Source organism: Streptomyces cirratus (genome assembly GCF_014650775.1).
Taxonomy (GTDB): domain Bacteria; phylum Actinomycetota; class Actinomycetes; order Streptomycetales; family Streptomycetaceae; genus Streptomyces; species Streptomyces cirratus.
In genome coordinates this window covers 227,261-241,925 of record NZ_BMVP01000006.1, presented here as the reverse complement: position 1 = coordinate 241,925, position 14,665 = coordinate 227,261, and the positions used below count along the sequence as shown (strand labels likewise).

Genomic DNA, 14,665 nt, shown 5'->3' with positions numbered 1-14,665 from the left:
CGTGCCGAGAACTGCGCGGCATCGCTCGCGGTGCGCGCCGGTTTCAGCCCGGGCCGCGGGTGAAACGGCGCGCGGCCGCCGGGGCGGACAGTGCCAGCAGGACCAGGGACCAGAGCACCGCCCCCGCCACCGGATGGGCCGCCGGCCAGGCGGCGCCCGCCGCAGCCTCGCCGCCGGCGTTCCCGCACAGCACGCGCACCGCGCTCGCGACCGCGCTGATGGGGTTCCACTCGGCCACCGCCCGCAGCCACCCCGGCAGTCCGGCGGTCGGCAGATACGCGCTGGAGAGCATCGGCAGCACGAAAGTGGCGCTGCCCAACTGGCCCGCCGCCTCCTCGCTCTTGCTCAGGAGCCCCAGGTACGTGCCCGCCCAGGCCGTGGCGAAGCGGAACAGCAGCAGCACCCCGAGGGCGCCGAGCGCGCCCGGCAGGCCGTGCTCGATCCGCCAGCCCATCGCCAGTCCCACCAGCATCAGCGGCACCATGGACAGCGCCGTCGTCAGGAGGTCGGCGGCGGTCTGCCCGAGCGGTACGGCGGCCCGGCTCATCGGCAGCGTACGGAAGCGGTCCATCACCCCGCGGTGGGCGTCCTGCGCGGCCGTGAACATGCCGGTCATCAGGCCGTTCGCGGCGGTGGCGGCGAGCAGCCCCGGCACCAGGAACTCCCGGTACTCGGAGCCCGGCATGGCGAGCGCGCTGCCGAAGACGTAGCCGAAGAAGAGCAGCATCGTGATCGGCATCGTCTGGGTGAGGATCAGCAGTGCCGGCGCGTGGCGGGCCTTCTGCAACTGCCGGGTGACGACGGCGCCGCCGTCGGACAGGAGGGTGCTCATGCCGCGTTCTCCTTCGCGTGGCCGCTGGTGGCACTGCGGACCCGGGTGAGGCGCAGGAACACCTCGTCGAGGGTGGGGGGCCGCAGTGCGGCGTCGGTGACCGGGATCCCGGCGGCGTCGAGGGCGCGGATGATCCGGGGCAGCGTCAGGGCGCCGTCCAGGACCGTTGCGCCGGCCGTGAGGTGCTCCTCGTCCAGGACGGGCGTGCCGCCGGTGAGCTGGTCCAGTACGACCGCCGCTCCCGCGAGGGCCGAGCGGTCGGCGACGGTGACCTCGGCGCGGGCGCCTATGCGGGCCTTGAGTTCGGCGGGGGTGCCGCCGGCCACGACCCGGCCGCCGTCGACCACCACGATGTCGTCGGCGAGCCGGTCGGCCTCCTCCAGGTACTGGGTCGTGAGCAGCACGCCCGCGCCCTCGTCGGCGAGTTCCCGTACGGCCGCCCAGATGTGTTCGCGGGCCCCCGGATCCAGGCCCGTCGTCGGCTCGTCGAGGAACAGCACCCGGGGGCGGTTGATCAGCCCGGCGGCCAGGTCCAGGCGTCGTTTCATGCCGCCCGACCAGGTGGACGCGACCCGGTCGGCCGCCCCGCCCAGGCCGAAGCGGTCCAGCAGCTCGTCGGCGCGGGTCCGGGCGGCCGCACCGCGCAGGCCCGCCAGGCGGGCGAAGAGCCGCAGGTTCTCGCGGCCCGTCAGGTCCCCGTCCACCGAGGCGTACTGGCCGGTGACCCCGATGGCGCGGCGGACGGCCGCCGGATCGCGAGTGACGTCATGGCCGGCGACCAGGGCGCGGCCGCCGGTGGGCGCGGTGAGGGTGGTGAAGGTGCGGACGGCGGTGGTCTTGCCCGCGCCGTTGGGGCCGAGGAGACCGCAGACCGTGCCGTACGGCACCGCCAGGTCCAGTCCGCGCAGGGCGTGGACCTCTCCGTAGTTCTTCTCCAGACCCTCACTAAGTACGGCGTACGTAGTTGTCATGGTCGGTACCCTATCGCATTGCGTACGGTGTACGTAACTACGATGGGGCGATGGAAGAAGCGACGAGGTGGTGAGCCGATGACGCCCGGCGGCCGCACTGCCGGACCCGAAGTGATCTGGGCCCGCCCGCAGCGCGCGGGCCGGGGCCCCCGCCCCGCGCACAGCCGTGACTCGATCGCGGCCGAAGCGGTGCGGATCGCCGACGCGGAGGGGATCGACGCCGTCTCCATGCGCCGGGTGGCGGCCGGGATCGGCGCCGGGACGATGTCCCTGTACAACTACGTGCCGCGCAAGGAGGACCTGTACGAGCTGATGGTCGACGCGGTGAGCGGCGAGTACTCCTACGCCCCGCCGACCGGCGACTGGCACGCCGACCTGCTGGCCCTGGCCCGCCAGACGCGGGCGCTCATGCACCGTCACCCCTGGCTGCCCCGGCTGCTGAGTCCGGCCCACGGGTTCAGCCCCAACGCCCTGCGGTACCTGGAGCACAGCCTGGCCTGCCTGGAGCCGCTGGAGGTGCCGGACGGGGAGAAGCTGGAGCTGATCGCCGCGGTCAACGGGGCGGTGGCCACGTACGTGGCGAGCGAACTGGCCCTGGCCGAACGGGCGCGCACGCTGCCCTGGAGCGAGGCCGAGGAGCAGAGCGCGCGGACGGCGTGGCTCGGCTCGCGGATCGCGACGGGCGAGTACCCGAGGCTGGCCGCCGCCCTCCAGGGCTGGACGGGCATCCCCGCCGACCTGGGCGAGGCGTTCGACCGCTCGGTGTCGCGGCTGCTGGGGGCGTGGGCGACGTAGGACGGCCGGGGCGGCAGGCTCGCGGGACTGCTACAGCAGGGCGAACTGGCCGCCCGGGCCCTCCTCCTGGTGGTCCAGGACCGAGGCCGGGCGCCGGGCCCAGCGCGGCGCGGGCAGCACCCCTGCGGCTTCGAGACCGGCGGCCGACAGCGGCGGCCCCGGCTCGAACGCCGCCCGCAGCGGGGCCACGTCGGCGAGCAGCGCCAGGCTCGTCACCAGGGACAGCAGCTCCGACGTCCAGGCCTGCGGCCACTCGGACGGGCCCAGCGCCTCCAGCCCCTGCGCCTGCGCCGCCCGGTGCGCGGCGCGGGCGGCGAACCAAGCCTCCAGCACCCGGGCGCCCTGCACCTCGTACTGCCACGCCGCTTCGGGGACGGGGGAGATGCTGCCGTCGCCGAGGGCCAGCGTCTCGCTCTCCGGGTCGTACGCGAGGGCGCCCGGCCAGGCCGTGACCGCGGCGCGGACGTACGGCCGGCGCCCGCCCGGCAGCCGGGGCGCGTCCCCGCCCCGCGCGCCGCGCAGCTGCACCGCGAGCAGCCGGTGGCCCAGCTCCAGCCCGGTGCGCCAGCGCTCCGGGTCGGCGGTGAGCGGGACCTCGTACGCCCCGCGGGCCCCGGGGCGGGCAGCCGCCAGGACCCAGCACAGGACGTCCTGCGGGGTGACCGGGACGCCGTACCGCCCGCCCAGCAGGGCCGCCAGCCCCGGCGCGAGGTTGGGCTCCGCGCCGCCGGGACGCCGGTACAGGGGGCGCACGCGGCCGAGGCGGCCGACCGGCAGGTACGCGGTGACCAGCGGCTGCTCCGGGGTCTCCACGAGGAACAGTTGGTGACCGTCGAGGACGCGCCACAGCTCGGGGCGGGCCGCGTCGATGAGCCGCTGGTCCGGCAGGAGCCACTGTTCGTCGAAGGGGGCGCGCAGGACCCGTACGGGCTGCGGGCAGGGGCCCGGCGCGGCCGCGAAGGGGGCGGTGGCGGAGCGCTGCCCGGGCAGGGCGGCCGCCCCGGTGGCGGGCGTACGGCCCCGCGCGGGGCGGAACAGCCGCTCCTGCTCCGCGCCTTCGGCGGCGGCGAGCGCCGTCCAGCGGGCCCGCAGGGTGGCGGGATCGGGGGCGGCGACCCAGTCCCGCCCCAGGCGCGCGGGGCGCACGGCCCAGGGCATCAGATCGTCCAGCAGCGGGTTCTGCGGCGGTACGTCGGTGCTCACGCGGCCGATGGTATCGACGGGGAGCGGTGGCCGGGCCCGGCCCCGGTCGAAGCGTTAGGCTCCTTGTGTAGGCCTCTGTACGCATATCCGGCAGGAGACGGCCATGAGTCAGTACGACGAATACTCGACCCCGTCGCAGGCCGAGGGTGAGCGCCTCGACGAAGACATGGACGAGAAGGAGAAGGCGCAGCGCCACCCGCAGACCATGCGCGGCACGCCGTCCCAGGCGGAGGGCGAGCGCGGCGCGGAGGGCGAGGAGAAGAAGAGCTGACTTCTTTCTGCCGGGTGGCGTCCTGCTAAGTGGCGTCGACCGTCACGGTGAAGGAGAACCGGTCGCCGCGGTAGCGGATCCGCGCGACGTCCACCACCCGGCCGTCCTCGTCGTACGTCACGCCCGTGTAGTGCAGGATCGGGCTGAGCAGCGGGACGTGCAGCAGCTCGGCCGTCTCCGGATCGGCGAGCCGGGCCTCGACCGTGTCCGTGATCCGGCTGATCCGCACGCCCACGATGTCCCGGATCACCTTCGTCATCGGCCAGCGCTCCAGATCCGCCGGATCGATCGCGGAGGCCAGCTCCGGGAGGACCGCGTTCTCCGCCCAGTTGCTCGGTTCACCGCTCTGGCTGTCATGGCGCAGCCGGCGGTACGTGACCACCTCCGCGGTGTCCGGGAAGTGCTCCAGCAGGTCCCCGGCCACCAGCTCCCGGGAGTGGCCGAGAACCGTCGTGCGTTCACCCGACTGCTGGGCCACGATCGCGTCCACCGAACCGAGCAGCCGCACGGGGGCCCCGCGCCGGGCGCCCGGTTCGATGAACGTGCCGCGCCGCCGGTGCCGGCTGATCAGCCCCTCGCCCTCCAGTTCCTTGAGCGCCTGGCGCATCGTCAGCACGCTCACCCCGTAGTGCTCGGCCAGCTGCTCCTCGGTGGGCAGCCGCAGCGAGGCGTCCGGTGTGCGCCCCAGTATCGAGGCGCGCAACGACTGGGAGACCTGGTACCAGAGCGGAAGCTTCCGGTTCAGCACCAGAGAGTCGGGGGCGAAGGCGGTCACGGTGTTTCTCCGTACGGGCGGACATGCGGGGACTCGGACGAGACCGGAGCCGCTGGGTGGGTTGCCGGCTGGACGGCTGGACGGCTGGACGGCTAGGCCCGGAAGTGGCGCTCCAGACCCTGCCACACGTCGTCGTAACCGCGCTGGAGGTGCTCGGCGCCGGCCGCCTGGGCGGTGGCGGTGACCGGCCAGCGGGTCTCGAACATGAAGGCCAGGCCGTCGTCGATCTTCTGTGGCTTGAGCTCCGCGGCGCTCGCACGGTCGAAGGTCTCCCGGTCCGGCCCGTGCGCGGACATCATGTTGTGCAGCGAGCCGCCGCCGGGCACGAAGCCCTCGGCCTTGGCGTCGTAGGCGCCCTCGATCAGGCCCATGTACTCGCTCATCACGTTCCGGTGGAAGTACGGCGGGCGGAAGGTGTCCTCCCCGACGAGCCAGCGGGGCGCGAAGACGACGAAGTCCACCCCCGCGAGCCCCGGGGTGTCCGAGGGCGAGGTCAGGACGGTGAAGATCGACGGGTCCGGGTGGTCGAAGCTGATGGAGCCGATGACGTTGAAGCGGCGCATGTCGTACACGTACGGGGTGTGCGTGCCGTGCCAGGCGACCACGTCCAGGGGTGAGTGGTCGTACGTGGCGGACCAGAGGTTGCCGCAGAACTTGTTGACCACCTCGGTCGGACGCTCGATGTCCTCGTACGCGGCCACGGGGGCCCGGAAGTCCCGTGCGGCGGCCAGCCCGTTGGCGCCGATCGGGCCGAGGTTCGGGAGTTCGAAGGGCTGCCCGTAGTTCTCGCAGACGTAGCCGCGGGCGTCCTCGTCCAGCAGCTCGACGCGGAAGCGGACGCCGCGCGGGATCAGCGCCATCTCGCCCGGGCGGGCGCTGAGCAGACCGAGTTCGGTGCGCAGCAGCAGGCCGCCCCGCTCGGGGACGATGAGCAGCTCGCCGTCGGAGTCGCTGAACACCCGGTCCGTCATGGGGGCGTTGGCAGCGTAGAGGTGGATGGCCATGCCGGTGCGCTGGGTGGCGTCGCCGTTGCCGCCGACGGTCCAGAGGCCGGCCAGGAAATCGGTGTCGGGGGCGGGGTCGGGGAGCGGGTTCCAGCGCAGGCGGTTGGGGTCGGGGACGGTCTCGGTGAAGGGCGCGGTGCGCAGGGCGCCGTTGTCGGTGCGGGTGAAGGGCGGGTGCGCGGCCGAGGGGCGGATCCGGTAGAGCCAGGAGCGGCGGTTGTGGGTTCGCGGCTCGGTGAATGCGCTGCCGCTGAGCTGCTCGGCGTACAGGCCGAGGGGGGCGCGCTGGGGCGAGTTCCGGCCATGGGGGAGCGCCCCGGGAACGGCCTCGGAGCTGTGCTCGTTCCCGAAGCCGGTGAGGTACGCCAGCCCCTCCGCGATCTTCCTGGCCTGCTCGCTGCTGCTACCGCCGTCACTCATGCAACGCTCCCGGGTCTGCCGTAGGAATCCTATGCCTGACAGTAGGATTCCTCCTCCCCTTAGTCAACGCCCCCCGTCCCCCGCCCGGCACCCGTACGCGGCCCGACCGCACAGCAGACCCGCCGCGGGCCCGGCAGGTCGCCTGCACCGTGCCCGGAGTCGCCGCCCGGCGCGAGGGCCGCTCCCGCGGCCCGGGCGCGGTCCGGCCACCGGGCCGGGGGATGGGTGCTCGGGCTGCTCCGGCGCGGCCCCGGGCGCGGTCCGGCCCCGACCACCCAGCCCCGCCGGCGATTGAGGCGCGGGCCCGGGCGGAGTCCGGGCACGGAGGGGGCTGCTGGGCGTCGTGCGTCGGGCTCCGACGGATGCGGACCTGGCCCCCTTCGCAGCGAGCCCGGAGCGGGCCGGGTAGGGCGCCTGTGCCGTGCCCGGGGTCGCCGCCCGGCGCGAGAGCCGCTCCCGCGGCCCCGGGTGCAGCCCCGGGGTCGGGGCCCGGCGGGGCTGGGCCCCGACCATTCAGCCCCGCCGGCGATTGAGGCGCGGGCCCGGGCGGAGTCAGGGCCCGGGCGGCGGCTGCTGGGCGTCGTGCGTCGGGCTCCGAGCCCCGGTCGGGCGCCCCTGCTCGGCCCGACCGGTCCGGTGGCGTTCTCGCGCCAAGCGACGCGCTCGACCCCAGGCCGGCCGCGGCGGGCGGGAGCTTCACCGACTGGAGCCGCAGCGGCTCGGCGGGCGGCGGCAGCCGGACTGTTCATGCCCGAGGGGATCCAAAAAGATGAACATTGCTCTACTCTCTCGCGCATGCCGTGGACCCGCAGGATTCCTGCCGTGCCGGCGGCGCTCCTCGCCGCCCTCCTCGCTCTCCTGTCCCTCCTCGCCGCCGCGCCCCCCGCCGCCGCCCACGAGGAGCGCCCCGTCACCCTCCCCGACGGAACCGGCTCCGTCCCCGAGTACCGCAGCGCCGAGCCCGACCTGCTGGTCTGCAAGACGGACCGGCCGGACTTCGAGCGCCGGATATCCGCCTTCCCCGAAGACCTCAAGCAGCGCAACCTCGCCCTCTACGCTCTCTGCGAGAAGACCGGCTACCGCCACCTCCAGGACGCCGTCGACGCCGTCGACCGCGCCGGGATGAACATCGCGATCCTGCCGGGCCTCTACGAGGAGGAACCTTCCCTCCCCAAGCCGACCGGTGAATGCGCCCGCCTCAAGGCCCCGAACTCCGCACTCGGCTACCAGATCCTGTCCTACGAGCAGCAGGAACAGTGCCGCCACAACCAGAACCTGGTCGCCATCCTGGGCAAGACGAACCTCCAGATCGAAGGCACCGGCGCCTCCCGCCTCGATGTGGTCATCGACGCCAAGTACCAAAAGCTCAACGCCATCCGCGCCGACAAGTCCAACGGCATCTACTTCCGCAACTTCACCGCCCAGCGCACCACCTTCAACTCGCTCTACGTACTCGCGGGCGACGGCTTCGTCATCGACGACGTCCTCACCCGCTGGAACGACGAGTACGGTTTCCTGACCTTCGCCAGCGACCACGGCCTGTACAAGAACTGCGAGTCGTACGGGAACGGGGACTCCGGCATCTACCCCGGCAGCGCCTCCAACATCAACGACGGCCGCGGCTACGACGCCCCGCGCTACTCCATCGAGATCACCGGCTGCCGCAGCCACCACAACATGGTCGGCTACTCCGGCACCGCCGGGGACTCGGTCTGGGTGCACGACAACGAGTTCGACCAGAACATGGGTGGCGCCTCGATGGACAGCGCCTTCCCCGGGCACCCCGGACTCCCTCAGAACCACGCCAAGTTCGAGCGGAACCTGATCCACGACAACAACGCGGACTACTACCCGAACGTCGCCGACGGCACCTGCGCCAAGCCGCCCATCGAGCGCGGCTACGAACAGGGCGTGGTCTGTCCCCAGATCTCCATGCCGCCCGGCACCGGCATCATCACCGCGGGCGGGAACTGGAACCTTTACGAGGACAACTGGGTGTACGGGCACCAGCGCGCGGGCTTCTTCCTCAGCGCCGTGCCCGCTTTCATCCGGGGCGAGGAGGCGTGGTCGAAGCAGGCGGACACCTCCCACCACAACCGCTACGCCGGCAACATCCTCGGCAGGGACAAGGCGGGCGCCTCGCGGCCCAACGGCATGGACGTGTGGTGGGACGGCCAGGGCCGGGGCAACTGCTGGCAGTCGGGACCGGACGGCTCGACACCCGGCACCCTGCCCGTGTGCGGAGACCGCCGCGGAGCGGTCTCCGGCGGCTCCGCGCGCCTGGTCGGCGAACCGGTCAAGCTGGTCCAGCTGCTCGTCTGCGCCGACTACAACGTCCAGGCGCGCAAGCTGCCCGCCGGCTGCGACTGGTACGGCGCCCGCGGCCTGGAGCGCGTCGAGACCCAGATCGCGCTCGCCGTGGCCGGCGTACTGCTGCTGGTGGGCGGCGTGCTGTGGTGGCGCCGGCTACGGCACTCGCGGCTGGGGACGGCCGCTTCGCTGCTGGGCCTGGCCGGGCTGGTGCTGGACGTCGCCGGCTCCACCATGACGCTCAACCCGACCTTCGTCCCGGCGCTCGCCCTGCTGCTCCTGGGCCTGTGGTGGACGGGAGCCGGCGTGGCGCTGCGGCCGGACCGGCCCTGGCTGGCCCGGCTGACCCTGCTGCTGGGTGCACTCACCCTGCTCGACGCCTTCGACAAGGCCGTCCTGATGGTCCCCTGGATCCCGCTGAGCCCCGCCTGGATACGAGGCGTCGTGGCGGTGCTCTGGATCCTCTGGGCGGTCGTCGCCTCCGCCCGCCCGGGCGCCGCCCCGGCCCGCCCCGCCGGACCCGGCGGAGATCCGGACGGCGACCGAGCCCCGGCCCCGGCGGATCCGCCGCCGGCCTTGAGCGCCGCAGCCACCCCGAACGCAGCGGACACCACCGGAGGCACCCCGTGACCGACGACGCTGCCGCCCGGCCCGTCGCCCGCGTCACATGCGACGCCTGCGACCCCCTGCCCCGCCCCGCGTCACGCGCACCCCGCCGGACGACCCGCACCGCTGCCCTGGTCGCACTCCTCCTTCTGCTCGCGGGCGGGGCGACCGGCTGCGGGGGTCGGGCGACCACCCACCACAAACCCGGCACCAGCCACGAGCAGGCCTCCGGTAACGTCGGCACCCTGCTCCCGGCCCAGGACGGGGCCGGCCACCACCTGCGTGAGGTACCGGCCGAGGGCGCGCCGCAGGTACGCCTCACCGCGCGCCCCGACTCCGAGGACGGGTGGAACCTCCAACTGGCCGTGACGGACTTCCGCTTCACCCCCGACAGCACGGGCGGCGCTGCCCTCCCCGGCACCGGCCACGCCCACCTCGAGCTCGACGGCCACGAGCTGGCCCGGGTGTACGGCCCTTGGTTCCACCTGCCCGCGGCGCAGGTGCCCGAGGGCGCACACACCCTGACCGTCCGCCTCTACGCCGACGACCACACCGCCTGGGCCGTCGGCGGCAAAGCGGTGGAGGCCTCCGTCCCGATGACCGGCGGAGCACCCGGCGAAGCCGGCCACACCCACACCGCGCCCACCCCGCCATCGCCCACCCCGCCATCGCCCACCGCGCCGTCGCCGAGCCCGCTGTCGCCCACCCCGTCGTCGGCAAGCCCGGAAGCCGACCGGACCATCACCCTCACCGTCCGGGCCGGCAAGGTCTCTCCCGCCCCCGGCCGGGTCGAGGTGAAGCGCGGCGAACGCGTGGCCCTGCGGGTCATCAGCGACCGCGCGGACACCCTGCACGTCCACGGGTACGACAAGGAACTCGCCCTGCCCCCAGGCCAGGAAGCCACCCTGGTCCTGACGGCCGACCGCACCGGTCTGTTCGAGGTCGAGACCCACGAGTCCGGCCTGGTCCTGACCCAGCTCCTCGTCCGATGACCCCACCGCGACCGCTCCTGGTCCCCGTCCTGTGCGCGGGAGGTGACTGCGGTGGCCGGGACGTGGTCCCGGACCCGGCCGATCCGGCCGTCACCCTCCTCGCGCACGGGATCGGATCCCAGCACGACCTGCCCATATCTCCCTTCTACGCCTTCGCCGGTGCCTTCGCCGCGCTGTTCGTCTCCTTCCTCGCCCTCGGCCTGCTCTGGTCCACCTCCCGCTTCCGCGGCGACCGCTCCGGCCTCGCCCTGCCCGCCGGGCTCCGGCGGGTGGCCGACGCGCCGGCCACCCGCACCACCCTGCGCGGACTCGGCCTCGCCGGAGCCCTCGCCGTACTCCTCCACCTCCTCCTCGGTCCCGACGACCCCACCCGAAACCCCGCTCCGGGCGCCGTCTACGTCGTCTTCTGGGTCGGACTCGTCCCCGCCTCCCTCCTCTTCGGCCCCGTCTGGCGCCTCCTCAACCCCCTGCGCTCCCTGCACCGGCTGCTCGCCCGGGCCCTGCCCCGCCAGGGCCCCGGCCGGCCGCTCCCCGCCAGGCTCGGCCAGTGGCCCGCCGCGGCCGGACTGTTCGGCTTCACCTGGCTCGAGCTCGTCTCACCCGATCCCGCATCAACCACCACCCTTCTGATCGCCCTCGGCGGCTACACCGCCCTCCAACTCGTCCTCGCCGCCCGCTTCGGCGAGAACTGGTTCGCCGACGGAGACGCCTTCGAGGCGTACTCCACCCTCCTGGCCCGTCTCTCCCCCCTCGGCCGCCGCGACGACGGCCGCCTGGTCCTGCGCAACCCCCTCCACGGACTCGACGCGACGCCCGAGCGGCCGGGACTCGTCGCCACCGTCTGTGTCCTGCTCGGCTCCACCGCCTACGACGGCTTCTCCGACAACCCCTCCTGGATCAACGCGATACAGACCTCCCCCCTCGGCCGCACCCCCGCGGCCACGCTCGGACTCCTCGGTTCCATCGCCCTCGTCGCCACCCTGTACTGCCTGTGCGCGGCGGCCACCCGCCTCGTCAGCGGCCCACACCCCGGCCCGCTGACCGCCTTCGCGCACTCACTCGTGCCGATCTCGCTCGGCTATCTCACCGCCCACTACTTCTCCCTCCTCGTCACCGAAGGACCACGCACAGTAATCATGGCACTGGGTACTGACAACGCCCCAGAACCCTTGGCGCCACTGGGCCCAGGGGCTCTCGCGGCCTTCCAGGTCATCGCCGTCGTCACCGGTCACGTCGCCGGGGTCGTCGCCGCCCACGACCGCTCCGTCCGCCTCTTCCCGCCGGCGAAGGCCGTCGCCGGCCAACTGCCGCTGCTCGCGCTGATGATCACGTACACCATCGGCGGGCTCGGCCTCCTCCTGAACTGAGACCGCCGGCCCCGAGCGCCCGACAGGAGCGGCATGATGGACCCCGTGCCCCCCGCCCAGCCCATGCGCCGGACCCCGATCCAGCAGCGCAGCGCCGACCGCCTCGCCCGCATCCTCGACGCCTGCGCCGAACTGCTCGACGAGACCGGGTACGAGAACCTCAGCACCCGCGCCGTGGCCCTGCGCGCCGGAGTGCCCATCGGGTCCGTCTACCGCTTCTTCGGCAACAAGCGGGCCATGGCCATCGCCCTCGCGCACCGCAACCTCGACCGTTACGCCGAGGGGATCCAAGAGCGGCTCGCCGCGCTGCCCCGCACACACTGGCGGCCCGTCGTGGACGCGGTGCTGGACGAGTACCTGGCCATGAAGCGCAGCGTCCCGGGCTTCGCCCTCGTGGACTTCGGAGTGCCCGCGCCGCCGCCCGACGGTCCTGCGGCCGACCCGAACCACCTGGTCGCCGTCCGGCTCACCGAGCTGCTCTCGCACCACCTCGGGCTCGTCCCCGACGCCGCCCTCGAACGGGCGGTCCTGGTCGCCGTCGAAGCCACCGACGCACTCATCCAACTCGCCTTCCGGACCGACCCGGCGGGGGACCCGGGCATCGTCGCCGAAACCCGCGCCATGATGCAGGCGTACCTCGCGCGGGTACTGGACTGACCCCGCCCCGCCGACGGCTCAACCTCGCCGCCCGGGTCCCGCGTGATCGGCACGATTCCCGCCCGGCGCACCCTCTCCCCAACCTCCCTACCGGTCGGTATGCTCGCTGGACCGTCGCCCGCACCGCCGCAGCCTGCCGCCCCCGGAGGGTCCATGCCCCGCACCGCCCTGCGCATCTGCCCCTTGTGTGAAGCCACTTGCGGCCTCACCCTCACCATCGACGGCACCACCGTCACCGGCGCCAGGGGCGACCGCGACGACGTGTTCAGCCGCGGCTTCATCTGCCCCAAGGGCGCCTCCTTCGGTGCCCTCGACGCGGACCCCGACCGGCTGCGCGCCCCCCTCGTCCGCCGCGACGGGCACCTGAGAGAAGCCACCTGGGCAGAGGCGTTCGACGCCATCGCCGAAGCCGTGCCCGCCCTGGTGCGGCAGCACGGAGCCCAGTCGGTCGGCGTGGTCCTCGGCAACCCCAATGTCCACACCATGGCGGGAGCGCTCTACCCGCCGCTCCTCCTCAAGGCCCTCGGCACCCGCAACCTCTTCACCGCCAGCACCCTGGACCAGATGCCCAAGCACGTCTCCAGCGGCCTGCTCTTCGGCGACCCCTTCGCCATCCCGGTGCCCGACCTGGACCGCACCGACTTCCTCCTGCTGCTCGGCGCCAACCCCGTGGAATCCAACGGCTCCCTGTGCACCGCTCCCGACTTCCCCGGCCTGCTCAAAGCCCTGCGCGCACGCGGGGGCAAGCTGGTCGTCGTCGACCCGCGCCGCACACGCACCGCCCGGCTCGCCGACCGGCACCTCGCCCCGCGGCCCGGCAGCGACGCCCTGCTGCTGGCCGCGCTCGCCCAGACCCTGCTCGCCGAAGGGCTGGCGGCACCCGGAGCGCTCGCGGAACACACCGACGGCCTCCGGGAACTCGGCGCAGCGCTCGCGAGTTTCACTCCTGAGGCCGTCGCCCCCGCCTGCGACCTCCCGGCCGACGAGATCCGTGCCCTCGCCCGCGAACTCGCGGCCGCGCCCACCGCCGCCGTGTACGGGCGGATCGGGAGCTGCACCGTGGAGTACGGCACCCTCGCCAGCTGGCTGGTCGACGTACTGAACATCCTCACCGGCAACCTGGACCGCCCGGGCGGCGCCCTCTTCCCGCTCCCGGCGGCCGGCCCCCGGCCCCGCCCCGCGGGCGCCGGCAAGGGGTTCGCCATGGGCCGTTGGCACAGCCGGGTCAGCGGCCACCCCGAAGTCAAGAGCGAACTGCCCACCGCCGCACTGGCCGAGGAGATCGAGACGCCGGGGGAGGGGCGCATACGGGCACTGATCTCCATCGCGGCCAACCCGGTGCTGTCCGCCCCCGACGGCCGCCGCCTGGACGGGGCGCTGGCCGGCCTCGACTTCATGGTCAGCGTCGATCCGTACCTCAACGAGACCTCGCGCCACGCCCATGTGGTCCTGCCCCCGCCGCCACCCGCACAGAGCGCGCACCACGACTTCGCCTTCAACGGCTTCGCCATCCGCAACCAGGTTCGCTACACCCGGCCTGCCGTCGCCCTCGAAGCGGACCGGCTAGACGAGTGCGAGATCCACGCCCGTCTCGTCCTCGCCGTCTCCGGCATGCACGGCGCCGCCCCGTCCGACGTCGACGAGTCGGTGATCCGGGCCACCCTCGCCAAGGAGACCGCCGACCCGCACTCCCCGCTGCACGGCGAGGAACCGGAGCGCCTGGCCGGCCTGCTCTCCGGTGACAACGGCCCCGAGCGGCGCCTGGACCTGATGCTCCGCCTCGGCCCGTACGGCGACCGGTTCGCCCCCGCCCTGCGCGCTGACGCCGACGCGGCGGCGGGTACGGGCATGCCCGAGGCCGGGGCCGACGGCACGCCCGAGGCGGCCCTGAGCCTGGACCGGCTGCTCGCCCACCCGCACGGCATCGACCTGGGTCCGCTGCGCCCCCGGCTCCCCGGTGTGCTGAGGACCCGCAGCGGCAGGATCGAGCTGCTGCCCGACCCGATCGCGGCCGAGCTGCCCAGGCTGCGCGCGGCGCTCGCCGAACGCCCCGCCGCTCTGGTGCTCGTGGGCCGCCGCCATCTCCGGTCCAACAACAGCTGGCTGCACAACGTCCCGGCCCTGGTCGGAGGTTCCAACCGCTGCACCCTCCACGTGCACCCGCACGACGCGGACCGGCTCGGGCTCACCGACGGCGGCCGGGCCCGGATCACCGCAGACGGTGGCGCCCTCGACGTTCCGGTCGAGGTCACGGACACCGTGCGGACCGGAGTCGTCAGCCTCCCGCACGGCTGGGGTCACGACCGGGCCGGCTCCCGGCTGTCGGTGGCCGCCACCGATCCCGGGGTCAACGTGAACCAGCTCCTGGACGGCACCCGGCTGGACCCGCTGTCCGGTACCGCCGTGCTCAACGGGTTCCCCGTCGAGCTGGAACCCCTGCCCTGAGCTGGGGTTTTGCTCGT

At 73.8% G+C, this 14,665-nt stretch carries 12 protein-coding genes; 7 read left to right on the top strand and 5 right to left on the bottom strand.

Features of this window, described 5'->3' with window-relative positions:
• Positions 1–43: 43 nt before the first annotated feature.
• Positions 44–832, bottom strand: coding sequence for an ABC transporter permease (locus tag IE207_RS18485; RefSeq protein WP_190185330.1), 789 nt, complete (start codon positions 830–832; stop codon positions 44–46).
• Positions 829–1,803, bottom strand: a complete 975-nt coding sequence (locus IE207_RS18480) for an ATP-binding cassette domain-containing protein (RefSeq protein ID WP_190185329.1) — start codon at positions 1,801–1,803, stop codon at positions 829–831. The genes IE207_RS18485 and IE207_RS18480 overlap by 4 nt, the downstream gene beginning before the upstream one ends.
• Positions 1,804–1,881: 78 nt before the next feature.
• On the opposite strand from IE207_RS18480, the gene IE207_RS18475 reads away from it, so the two are divergent.
• Complete coding sequence (locus IE207_RS18475) at positions 1,882–2,598, top strand: TetR/AcrR family transcriptional regulator (protein ID WP_190185328.1); 717 nt, start codon at positions 1,882–1,884, stop codon at positions 2,596–2,598.
• Between the two features lie 30 nt (positions 2,599–2,628).
• Here IE207_RS18475 and IE207_RS18470 read toward each other — a convergent pair whose 3' ends face one another.
• A complete protein-coding gene (locus IE207_RS18470) occupies positions 2,629–3,756 on the bottom strand; it encodes a type ISP restriction/modification enzyme (protein WP_190185421.1) in 1,128 nt (375 codons plus the stop codon).
• 148 nt (positions 3,757–3,904) lie between these two features.
• Here IE207_RS18470 and IE207_RS18465 point away from each other — a divergent pair, with 148 nt between their 5' ends.
• Positions 3,905–4,072 carry a hypothetical protein gene (locus IE207_RS18465; RefSeq protein WP_190185327.1) on the top strand — a complete coding sequence of 56 codons (168 nt, stop codon included), beginning with the start codon at positions 3,905–3,907 and terminating at the stop codon, positions 4,070–4,072.
• A 25-nt stretch (positions 4,073–4,097) separates the two neighbouring features.
• Here IE207_RS18465 and IE207_RS18460 read toward each other — a convergent pair whose 3' ends face one another.
• Positions 4,098–4,847 carry a GntR family transcriptional regulator gene (locus tag IE207_RS18460; protein ID WP_190185326.1) on the bottom strand — a complete coding sequence of 250 codons (750 nt, stop codon included), beginning with the start codon at positions 4,845–4,847 and terminating at the stop codon, positions 4,098–4,100.
• Positions 4,848–4,939: 92 nt separating this feature from the next.
• Positions 4,940–6,271: a homogentisate 1,2-dioxygenase gene (gene hmgA / locus IE207_RS18455; RefSeq protein ID WP_190185325.1), complete on the bottom strand. Its 1,332-nt coding sequence runs from the start codon at positions 6,269–6,271 to the stop codon at positions 4,940–4,942.
• A gap of 795 nt (positions 6,272–7,066) precedes the next feature.
• Between hmgA and IE207_RS18450 the strand changes: the two genes are divergently transcribed.
• The 5 genes from IE207_RS18450 to IE207_RS18430 all read left to right on the top strand — a co-directional run bounded on the left by IE207_RS18450 (position 7,067) and on the right by IE207_RS18430 (position 14,648).
• Complete coding sequence (locus tag IE207_RS18450) at positions 7,067–9,211, top strand: right-handed parallel beta-helix repeat-containing protein (RefSeq protein ID WP_190185324.1); 2,145 nt, start codon at positions 7,067–7,069, stop codon at positions 9,209–9,211.
• 107 nt (positions 9,212–9,318) lie between these two features.
• On the top strand, positions 9,319–10,179 hold the full coding sequence (locus IE207_RS18445; RefSeq protein ID WP_190185420.1) for a cupredoxin domain-containing protein: 861 nt from the start codon (positions 9,319–9,321) through the stop codon (positions 10,177–10,179).
• Positions 10,176–11,546: a hypothetical protein gene (locus IE207_RS18440; RefSeq protein WP_229873802.1), complete on the top strand. Its 1,371-nt coding sequence runs from the start codon at positions 10,176–10,178 to the stop codon at positions 11,544–11,546. Before IE207_RS18445 ends, IE207_RS18440 begins: the two co-directional genes overlap by 4 nt.
• A gap of 36 nt (positions 11,547–11,582) precedes the next feature.
• Positions 11,583–12,203, top strand: a complete 621-nt coding sequence (locus IE207_RS18435; protein WP_190185323.1) for a TetR/AcrR family transcriptional regulator — start codon at positions 11,583–11,585, stop codon at positions 12,201–12,203.
• Positions 12,204–12,356: 153 nt separating this feature from the next.
• Positions 12,357–14,648 (top strand): molybdopterin-dependent oxidoreductase, encoded by a 2,292-nt coding sequence (locus tag IE207_RS18430; protein WP_190185322.1) that lies wholly within the window; start codon positions 12,357–12,359, stop codon positions 14,646–14,648.
• Positions 14,649–14,665 lie beyond the last annotated feature (17 nt).

What these genes read in the sequence shown, in the direction of transcription:
- IE207_RS18485 (WP_190185330.1), bottom strand. Translation starts at nt 832, where the DNA reads ATGAGCACCCTCCTGTCCGACGGCGGCGCCGTCGTCACCCGGCAGTTG.
- IE207_RS18480 (WP_190185329.1), bottom strand. Translation starts at nt 1,803, where the DNA reads ATGACAACTACGTACGCCGTACTTAGTGAGGGTCTGGAGAAGAACTAC.
- IE207_RS18475 (WP_190185328.1), top strand. Translation starts at nt 1,882, where the DNA reads ATGACGCCCGGCGGCCGCACTGCCGGACCCGAAGTGATCTGGGCCCGC.
- IE207_RS18470 (WP_190185421.1), bottom strand. Translation starts at nt 3,756, where the DNA reads ATGCCCTGGGCCGTGCGCCCCGCGCGCCTGGGGCGGGACTGGGTCGCC.
- IE207_RS18465 (WP_190185327.1), top strand. Translation starts at nt 3,905, where the DNA reads ATGAGTCAGTACGACGAATACTCGACCCCGTCGCAGGCCGAGGGTGAG.
- hmgA (WP_190185325.1), bottom strand. Translation starts at nt 6,271, where the DNA reads ATGAGTGACGGCGGTAGCAGCAGCGAGCAGGCCAGGAAGATCGCGGAG.
- IE207_RS18450 (WP_190185324.1), top strand. Translation starts at nt 7,067, where the DNA reads ATGCCGTGGACCCGCAGGATTCCTGCCGTGCCGGCGGCGCTCCTCGCC.
- IE207_RS18440 (WP_229873802.1), top strand. Translation starts at nt 10,176, where the DNA reads ATGACCCCACCGCGACCGCTCCTGGTCCCCGTCCTGTGCGCGGGAGGT.
- IE207_RS18435 (WP_190185323.1), top strand. Translation starts at nt 11,583, where the DNA reads ATGGACCCCGTGCCCCCCGCCCAGCCCATGCGCCGGACCCCGATCCAG.
- IE207_RS18430 (WP_190185322.1), top strand. Translation starts at nt 12,357, where the DNA reads ATGCCCCGCACCGCCCTGCGCATCTGCCCCTTGTGTGAAGCCACTTGC.